This window comes from Pseudoalteromonas prydzensis, assembly GCF_011050055.1.
GTDB classification, from domain to species: domain Bacteria; phylum Pseudomonadota; class Gammaproteobacteria; order Enterobacterales; family Alteromonadaceae; genus Pseudoalteromonas; species Pseudoalteromonas prydzensis_A.
In genome coordinates, this window is the sequence record NZ_DRGM01000224.1 from 1 (window position 1) to 8,208 (window position 8,208).

Here is an 8,208-nt window from a genome sequence, read left to right on the forward strand (position 1 = left end):
ATCTGTACGAGTGCCCACACAGATGATTGCTTTATATTGTTAAAGAACGTTGCGGTTAAAGTTAAACTTTATCTCGCTAGGGCTGCGCATATTACGCTTTCCTATTTTTTTGTCAACACTTAAATTGAAACTTTATTAAAAATCTAAACTCAAGTTTTACTCGACTTACTAAGTAGCTCATGCCCCGCTATGCGTTGCGCTCTGCCGTCTCAGTGGGGTCGCATTATAGGGCGCGGCGGATTTTACGCAAGCGTTTTTATGACATTTTTTGTATTTATTTAGCTTTTGGAATGGTTTTTGAACGAACGGTATAAAAACACGGCTAAACTTGCTGATTATCTGACTATATAGCTAAGTTAACTTAGCTTAAAAGCAATAGAGACTCTTCAATTTATATTTGTCGAGTAAATTTATTTATGAATCAACCTTTACATACGGAAAAGCGTATATATAATTTAATGCATATTTAATCATCATCTAGCATTTATGAACAAACACAACCAAGTTAAACGCTCTGTGCTTTTTCTGTGCACGGGTAACTCTGCGCGCTCACAAATGGCCGAAGCATTATTAAGACATAAAGCCGGAGATGAGTTTGATGTATATAGTGCCGGTACGTCACCAGAGAGCATCGACCCTCGCACCTTAGATATACTTGTAAAATTTGGTCTAAATACAAATACGTTACGCTCAAAAGATATTAGTGAATTCGCAGACTCGCAGTTTGATTATGTGATCACTTTATGTGACAAGGCCAATCAAGAGTGTCGAAACTTTGCAGGTGCTAAAGCGCAATTGGCATGGGACTTCCCAGATCCAAAGAGTCGCACTGGTAATAATCCATTTGCTACCACGCTAAATGAACTAAATAACCGATTATCAATGTTCTTAATGGTAGAAGCAACACAGCAAAGTACATCGCTTAATGATGATGCTTCAACGCTTGAGCAAGTATTAACAATAGATCCTGTTAGTTTTTATAAATGCCTCACTGATGACATTCGCTTAAAAACATTAATGCTGACTAATTATTATGGTGAGCTATGTGTATGCGAATTAATGACTGCTTTGCAAGAAGATAGCCAACCTAAGGTGTCGCGCAATTTAGCCGTGCTCAAAAAAGCAGGCATTATTACTGATAGAAAAAACGGCCAGTGGGTGTTTTACCGTATTAATCCACAGTTACCACTTTGGATTAAAACAGTCATTGCCCAAACAACCGAAAACAATATTGATCTCATCACCACACATATTGAGCGCTTAGCTAATATGCACAACCGCCCAGATAAAACTAGTTTTTGTAATTAGAGGAAAACACCAATGGGAGTTTTTGAGCGCTACTTATCACTGTGGGTTGGCTTAGCCATTATTACTGGTGTTTTGCTTGGCCAATGGCAGCCTGATGTTTTTCAGATGATTGCTAATTTTGAAATAGCCCACGTAAATATTGCAGTCGCTGTTTTTATTTGGGTGATGATCTTTCCGATGATGGCACAAATCGATTTTTCATCAATTAAAGATGTAGGTAAAAACCCTAAAGGCTTAGTGCTAACACTAGTGATAAATTGGTTAATCAAACCATTTACTATGGCGGCGCTTGGTTGGTTATTCTTTAACTTTATATTTGCAGATTTGGTAGACCCACAATCAGCACAAGAATATATAGCCGGAATGATTTTACTTGGTGTTGCGCCCTGCACTGCTATGGTGTTTGTTTGGTCACAACTGACAAAGGGCGATGCTAACTACACACTGATTCAGGTATCGGTTAATGATGTCATTATGATTTTTGCATTTGCGCCTATATCTGCGTTGTTATTAGGCGTGAGTGATATACAAGTACCGTGGCAGACCTTATTAATTTCTGTTGTCTTGTATGTATTACTGCCATTAACCGCAGGAGTGCTCACCCGCAAAGCGTTAAATCAAGGCAAAGACGAGCAAGCACTCAATCAATTTTTAGCTAAATTAAAACCTTGGTCTATGGTTGGCTTGATCGCAACAGTAGTTTTACTCTTTGGTTTTCAGGCAAATACGATTCTCGCAGAACCACAAACAATCGTGTTAATTGCTATTCCGTTGATCATTCAAACCTACGGTATTTTTGTTATTGCATACGCTGCGGCCATTTGGATGAAGCTCCCTCAAAAAATAGCAGCTCCTTCTTGTTTAATTGGTACTTCAAACTTTTTTGAACTTGCGGTAGCAGTAGCTATTTCATTATTTGGTTTGCATTCTGGCGCAGCACTGGCCACCGTTGTTGGTGTATTAGTAGAAGTACCGGTAATGTTATCGCTAGTTGCCATTATAAATCGCACCCAACATTGGTTTAAATAAAAGGAATAACAAATGCAGCTTCACCCGTATGACACATTAACTTTAGATAATGGCGCAAAACTGATTTTTACACCTTGCCCTGGCAGCAAAGCGGCATCGCTGGAAGAATCGGTGATCACACTAAAGCAAGCTGGCACTAATATGTTACTTACTTTGATGCATGATGATGAGCTTGCCAAGAACAATACAGAACAACTGCCTACCTTATGCGAGCAACATAATATTACTTGGTTACAGCTACCGATTATAGATGATGCAGCCCCAGCGCAAGAATTTGCTGCACAGTGGCAAAAATATAAAAGCACCATTATTAATGCGGTAAAAAACCAAGCCACCATCGCAGTACATTGTAAAGGTGGCTCAGGTAGAACGGGCTTAGTGATAGCGCTTATTTTATTAGCCAGTGGTATGCCAAGTGACGAGATCATTAAGCAAGTCCAAACTATCAGACCGAACGCGTTAAAAAATCCTCAGCAACTCAATTATTTTAACTCACAGTTATAATCAGTATTAAGGAATAAACCATGACAATTAAAGTAGGTATTAACGGCTTTGGCCGAATGGGTCGATTATCAATGCGTGCAGCATTTGATTGGCATGATATAGAGATTGTTCACATTAACGACCCAGGCGGTAATGCTGAAACATTCGCTCACCTAATGACATTTGATTCCGTGCACGGTAAATGGCATCACCAAGCAAGCCATAGCGATGATGCAATTATTATTAATGGCAAAACAATTGGCTTTACACAAAACACCAAAACAGAACAGACTGATTGGTCAAACTGTGATGTGGTGATTGAAGCCTCAGGAAAAATCAAAACTAAAGCACTGCTGCAAGCCTATCTTGAGCAAGGTGTAAAACGTGTTGTTGTCACTGCGCCGGTAAAAGAAGAAGGTATTTTAAATGTGGTAATGGGTGTCAACGACCACCTGTATAACAAAGACATTTACCCAATCGTAACCGCAGCATCGTGCACAACTAACTGTTTAGCACCTGTGGTAAAAGTTATCCATGAAAAAATTGGTATTAAACATGGTTCAATTACCACGATTCATGACATCACCAACACCCAAACAATTATTGATGCACCACATAAAGATTTGCGCCGCGCACGTTCGTGTGGCACAAGTTTGATCCCAACCACCACAGGCTCAGCGACTGCAATCACGCATATTTTCCCTGAATTAAAAGGCAAGTTAAACGGCCATGCTATACGTGTACCACTCACTAATGCATCAATCACAGATTGTGTGTTTGAACTTGAACGTGGCACAACGGTAGATGAAGTAAACACATTACTCAAAAATGCCGCCGAAAATGAGCTTAAAGACATTATGGGTTACGAAGAACGCCCACTGGTATCTATTGATTATAAAACCGATCCTCGCTCAAGCGTTATTGATGCACTATCGACTATGGTGATCAACGACACGCAAGTAAAACTCTATGTGTGGTACGACAATGAATGGGGCTATGCCAATCGCACAGCAGAGCTGGTACGTAAAGTTGGTTTAGCAGACAAGGAATAATCAACGTGGATCGACTAACAGCCCTGCCCCCACAAATAAAACAATACTTAATAATTACCGGTAATTATTGGGCGTTTACGCTTACTGACGGTGCGCTGCGTATGCTTGTAGTGTTGTATTTCCACCAGCTAGGTTACAGCCCGCTCAATATTGCTATGCTGTTTTTGTTTTATGAGATTTTTGGTGTGATCACCAATCTGGTCGGTGGCTGGCTGGGTGCTCGATTCGGCCTCAATAAAACCATGAACATTGGCTTAGCCTTGCAGATAGTATCTTTGGCAATGCTCATGGTACCTGCTGATGTGCTTACCGTAGTCTATGTAATGGCCGCGCAGGCACTATCTGGGATCGCCAAAGATCTTAATAAAATGAGTGCGAAAAGCGCGATTAAGTTACTTGTGCCAAAAGATGCTCAAGGCCAACTTTATAAATGGGTGGCAATTTTAACAGGCTCTAAAAATGCATTAAAAGGAGTTGGTTTCTTTTTAGGTGGCGTATTGCTGACCTTGCTTGAATTTCATGGCGCGATCCTCACCATGATTTGCATGCTTACAGCGGTATGGCTATTTAGCCTATTCGCGTTAAAAGAAGACTTAGGCAAAGCCAAAAATAAAGCCAAATTTAGTGAGCTATTCTCCAAGAGTAAAGCCATTAATGTACTCTCTGCTGCGCGGCTATTTTTGTTCGGCGCCAGAGATGTATGGTTTGTTGTCGCATTACCAGTCTTTTTAGCCGCTACATTCGGTTGGGATCACTGGTGGGTTGGCGGCTTTATGGCAAGCTGGGTTATAGGTTATGGCATAGTACAATCTTTTGCGCCTGCCTTTACAGGGAAAAAATCAGGGAGAGTACCCAATGGCCATAGTGCATTTTTGTGGGCCAGCTACTTAACCGTTATACCTGCATTAATAGCTTTAGCACTGCATTATGATTTTTATATACAAACATCGATTATTGTCGGCTTACTGATTTTTGGTGCTGTGTTTGCTATTAATTCATCATTACATAGCTATTTAATCGTCAGCCTTGCTGATAGTGATGGCGTGTCACTTGATGTAGGGTTTTACTATATGGCCAATGCCATGGGGAGATTACTAGGCACAGTACTTTCGGGCTGGGTGTATCAGCAATATGGGCTTGAAGCCTGCTTATGGATCTCAAGCTGCTTTATTGCGCTGGCTGCCTTACTGTCATTGGCGTTACCAAAAAGTGATCAATAGTCAATAAACTCTACTGTTGGTAAACTCTCAAAGCCAGGTTTAGCAAATAAGTAGCCTTGCATTAACTCAATACCCGCTGCTTTTAGCCAAGTATATTCCTGAAAAGTTTCTATCCCTTCAGCTAACGGAGTGATATTTAATTCTCGGAACATATTTAAGCTGTGGGTGATTATTGATTGACGTATTTTGTCTGAGTCGATATTACGGATCAGCTCCATATCTAGCTTAATAATATCCGTTTGAAAATCAGCTAATAAATTGAGCCCTGAATAACCTGAACCAAAGTCATCCGTGGCCGTTGTAAAACCTAACGACTGGTAATACTCAACCACTCGCTTTATATGCGCGCTGTCTGTAATTTTCTCAACTTCGGTAAACTCAAACATAATACGTTGAGTAGGAAAATTATATTTTTTAGCAGCTTCTAATGTAGTACGAATACAGCGTTCCGGCTTATAAATAGCATTAGGTAAAAAATTAATGCTTAACATCGAATCTACCCCTAGCTTAGCGGCCAATGCAATCGCTTTAATTCGGCAAAGCTGATCAAAAGTATAACGGTTAGACTCGTTCACTTTTGCGATAACTGAATAGGCAGATTCATTATTTAAACCACGCACAAGCGCCTCATAACCAAAAATAGAGTTCGTTTTGCAATTTATAATTGGTTGAAATGCCATTGTAAAATCAAAACCTAGGCTCTCTTCATCCTTGCAGTTGTTACAAGACACTTTTTCACACTCGGTTAGTTTTTCGTTCATGAGTACAGCCCGTTTTAGTATATTTTGTTATGGTAGTAGAGTTAAAAGCGAAAGCCAACCTTATGTCATCATTGCCTATACAGTAAATGGTAACAGCCGTTTTTAAATATACGTTAGAGTTAATTGCACTGCTGAGCTTTATAGTGGCAAACCATGATCCTGACACAGCTCATTTATGCCAGCACAACCACTCGCTTTTGAATCCGATACTTTCCAAAAGCGTTTTCCATTGGACTATAAGCAGTAGTGTTCTGTGTAGCAACTGGATTTTTTAAGCTACTTTATTGCTAGCGTAACCACGCAGAGCAACACTACCAGCATCTCATCTAAAAAAAGCCAACCTATATTGCGCTTTGATATGTGATGTAGAGCGCCCCATTTTCTAATGTAATGAAATCCCCAAACATGGAACAATTAATGCATTAATTTTGACAACTCAACTATGTCAATTTTTAGTCGCACGGGAGACACAATGAATTTAACAACAATTCCCTCATCATTACTCGCAGATCCAAACTATTTAAAGCAAACACAATCGGGCACACAACAAACAAATAGCAAAGAAGAGTTAGCCCCGACTACTCCAGTAAAAAATACTGACGAAGAGGTTACTGAAAATAATACTGACAACGATGAGACAGTTCAAAGTACTCAGCAACAAATGATTAAGAACATTAAAGAACTACAAGAAAAAATACGCGCGCTTGAAGCTGACAGTAGTCTTTCAAAAACAGATCAGCAAACACAAAAAACCGAATTACAAAAACAGTTAGACAAAGAACTCGTCTCAATCCAACTCAGCGTAAAAAAGAACGTATCAACTTTAATGGGAAGTTTATTTTCGTCAGCAGGCAACACCAGCTCAGGTTTATTGTTTAACCATAGTGCTTAAAGCTGTTTTTAATAGAACAACGAGGCATAATAAAACGATTAAAGTAGTGTCACTAGCTGTGACACTCATTACTAAAATACAAAGCACTACAGCAAATCTAACGACTGATTTAGTTACTTTGTTTGTCAGAAACTAATTTTTGTAACCAATAACCATCATGCTTTTCAAAAATATTAAGCCCTTCTTTGGTCTTGACTAAAATATTATTACCGACAGTCGTATAATAAAGTGGCTGCGGATCAATCGATATTAATGCATGTACAATACCTATCAAATCATCTGAAAGGTGCTGTTCTAAAACGCTAACGTCTTTGATACCAATAGTTATGTAGTCATATAGCTGTTTAGCCGTTATGTCAGACTTTAACTTATGCACAGAGGCATCAGCGACACCCACACAATTTGTATAAAAATCCAATCCAAGCATCGTTTGTTTGTTTTCACATAACGATAAGTCTGAAAACTGTGCAAAACATGTACTTGGGAGTAATAAAATTAATAATTTTTTCATCGGGCCACCTGATAACACTCTTCAATATTCCAGCTTCTCCAATCAGCAAATAATTTTTCAAACTGCCTTGGACTTTGAGCAAAACCGTCTTCAATAGCTTGGATATCCCACATAGTTTTGATCTGAATACCAGTGCTTAATGCATTTAAAACCGCTGCTGTTTTAAATGCTGGTATACCTGTTTTTATCTCTAGAGCCTCACCTGTGGAGTCGGTTGTGGCTTCGTTCATAAAAGCAGCTTTAGATAAATCTGAGGTTGGATCTGCAGCAGATAATATTTTAGGTATGGCTTTCTCAGTTATTAACTTAGTTAAATCTTTATACAGAGCTATTTTTATTAAGTTACATCGCTGTTGACTATTAACAATGAGGCTGTATTGCGATTTAGAAAGTTTTGCACCTGATAACATATCAGCGCTCGTTGCAATAGCAACACACCCCATAACAGTTGTTGTATCCGCATTTCTAATTTTTTCGCGCAAAACACCTATATTTCTTTCGATCATAATTTTATTTGACATAACATTCCCTCGCTAATAAAAATAAAAGGGTACATCAATTTTTTATTACTTTCCACGTTTGAATTATTTTGCCGATTAGAAACTAGTAATCGTTAGTCATCTTTTGCTATTTTAAAAAGTAGCACAGGGTAGTTTCGTTTAGTAAGTATTTACTTGGAAAGCGTGTAAAAGTGGTGGCCCCTCCCAGACTTGAACTGGGGACCTAACGATTATGAGTTGCAAAACAAGGACTTACTACGAGTTACTTTTTGATATAACTATTTACTAATTTTCATAGCTACATCATAGGGTTATTGAATAAACCCTACCTCTGATGCATAAATCATTATGTATTTCAGAACGTTAAATTTTACGTTCAAAGTAGCACAGAGGTAGCACCATATGTCAGACACAAAATTTCGCTTCACAGAATTGTCGCTTGAAAAGATAGA

Annotated in this window: 9 protein-coding genes; 6 read left to right on the forward strand and 3 right to left on the reverse strand. The window is 38.9% G+C overall.

Annotated elements, in window-relative coordinates:
* The first annotated feature begins 486 nt into the window (after positions 1 to 486).
* From ENH88_RS23090 to arsJ, 5 genes are read left to right on the forward strand one after another with little or no spacing between them, the layout of a single operon-like run.
* Positions 487 to 1,308, forward strand: a complete 822-nt coding sequence (locus ENH88_RS23090; protein WP_304185904.1) for a metalloregulator ArsR/SmtB family transcription factor — start codon at positions 487 to 489, stop codon at positions 1,306 to 1,308.
* A 12-nt stretch (positions 1,309 to 1,320) separates the two neighbouring features.
* Positions 1,321 to 2,337, forward strand: a complete 1,017-nt coding sequence (gene arsB / locus ENH88_RS23095; RefSeq protein WP_304185905.1) for an ACR3 family arsenite efflux transporter — start codon at positions 1,321 to 1,323, stop codon at positions 2,335 to 2,337.
* Positions 2,338 to 2,349: 12 nt separating this feature from the next.
* The gene (locus tag ENH88_RS23100) at positions 2,350 to 2,841 is read left to right on the forward strand and encodes a dual specificity protein phosphatase family protein (protein ID WP_304185906.1); all 492 of its coding nucleotides are present in this window, start codon (positions 2,350 to 2,352) and stop codon (positions 2,839 to 2,841) included.
* Positions 2,842 to 2,861: 20 nt separating this feature from the next.
* Positions 2,862 to 3,872 carry an ArsJ-associated glyceraldehyde-3-phosphate dehydrogenase gene (locus ENH88_RS23105; RefSeq protein ID WP_304185907.1) on the forward strand — a complete coding sequence of 337 codons (1,011 nt, stop codon included), beginning with the start codon at positions 2,862 to 2,864 and terminating at the stop codon, positions 3,870 to 3,872.
* A gap of 5 nt (positions 3,873 to 3,877) precedes the next feature.
* Positions 3,878 to 5,092 carry an organoarsenical effux MFS transporter ArsJ gene (gene arsJ, locus ENH88_RS23110; protein WP_304185909.1) on the forward strand — a complete coding sequence of 405 codons (1,215 nt, stop codon included), beginning with the start codon at positions 3,878 to 3,880 and terminating at the stop codon, positions 5,090 to 5,092.
* Here the strand turns inward: arsJ and ENH88_RS23115 are convergent.
* Complete coding sequence (locus ENH88_RS23115) at positions 5,086 to 5,853, reverse strand: EAL domain-containing protein (protein WP_304185910.1); 768 nt, start codon at positions 5,851 to 5,853, stop codon at positions 5,086 to 5,088. The two genes, arsJ and ENH88_RS23115, sit on opposite strands and share 7 nt — an antisense overlap.
* Before the next feature lie 472 nt (positions 5,854 to 6,325).
* On the opposite strand from ENH88_RS23115, the gene ENH88_RS23120 reads away from it, so the two are divergent.
* Positions 6,326 to 6,745 (forward strand): hypothetical protein, encoded by a 420-nt coding sequence (locus ENH88_RS23120; protein WP_304185911.1) that lies wholly within the window; start codon positions 6,326 to 6,328, stop codon positions 6,743 to 6,745.
* Positions 6,746 to 6,854: 109 nt separating this feature from the next.
* Here the strand turns inward: ENH88_RS23120 and ENH88_RS23125 are convergent, their stop codons facing one another.
* Positions 6,855 to 7,256: a hypothetical protein gene (locus ENH88_RS23125; RefSeq protein WP_304185912.1), complete on the reverse strand. Its 402-nt coding sequence runs from the start codon at positions 7,254 to 7,256 to the stop codon at positions 6,855 to 6,857.
* Entirely contained in the window at positions 7,253 to 7,777 is a 525-nt protein-coding gene (locus ENH88_RS23130; protein ID WP_304185914.1) for a hypothetical protein, read from the reverse strand. The genes ENH88_RS23125 and ENH88_RS23130 overlap by 4 nt, the downstream gene beginning before the upstream one ends.
* Positions 7,778 to 8,208 lie beyond the last annotated feature (431 nt).

What these genes read in the sequence shown, in the direction of transcription:
- ENH88_RS23090 (WP_304185904.1), top strand. Translation starts at nt 487, where the DNA reads ATGAACAAACACAACCAAGTTAAACGCTCTGTGCTTTTTCTGTGCACG.
- arsB (WP_304185905.1), top strand. Translation starts at nt 1,321, where the DNA reads ATGGGAGTTTTTGAGCGCTACTTATCACTGTGGGTTGGCTTAGCCATT.
- ENH88_RS23100 (WP_304185906.1), top strand. Translation starts at nt 2,350, where the DNA reads ATGCAGCTTCACCCGTATGACACATTAACTTTAGATAATGGCGCAAAA.
- ENH88_RS23105 (WP_304185907.1), top strand. Translation starts at nt 2,862, where the DNA reads ATGACAATTAAAGTAGGTATTAACGGCTTTGGCCGAATGGGTCGATTA.
- ENH88_RS23115 (WP_304185910.1), bottom strand. Translation starts at nt 5,853, where the DNA reads ATGAACGAAAAACTAACCGAGTGTGAAAAAGTGTCTTGTAACAACTGC.
- ENH88_RS23120 (WP_304185911.1), top strand. Translation starts at nt 6,326, where the DNA reads ATGAATTTAACAACAATTCCCTCATCATTACTCGCAGATCCAAACTAT.
- ENH88_RS23125 (WP_304185912.1), bottom strand. Translation starts at nt 7,256, where the DNA reads ATGAAAAAATTATTAATTTTATTACTCCCAAGTACATGTTTTGCACAG.
- ENH88_RS23130 (WP_304185914.1), bottom strand. Translation starts at nt 7,777, where the DNA reads ATGTCAAATAAAATTATGATCGAAAGAAATATAGGTGTTTTGCGCGAA.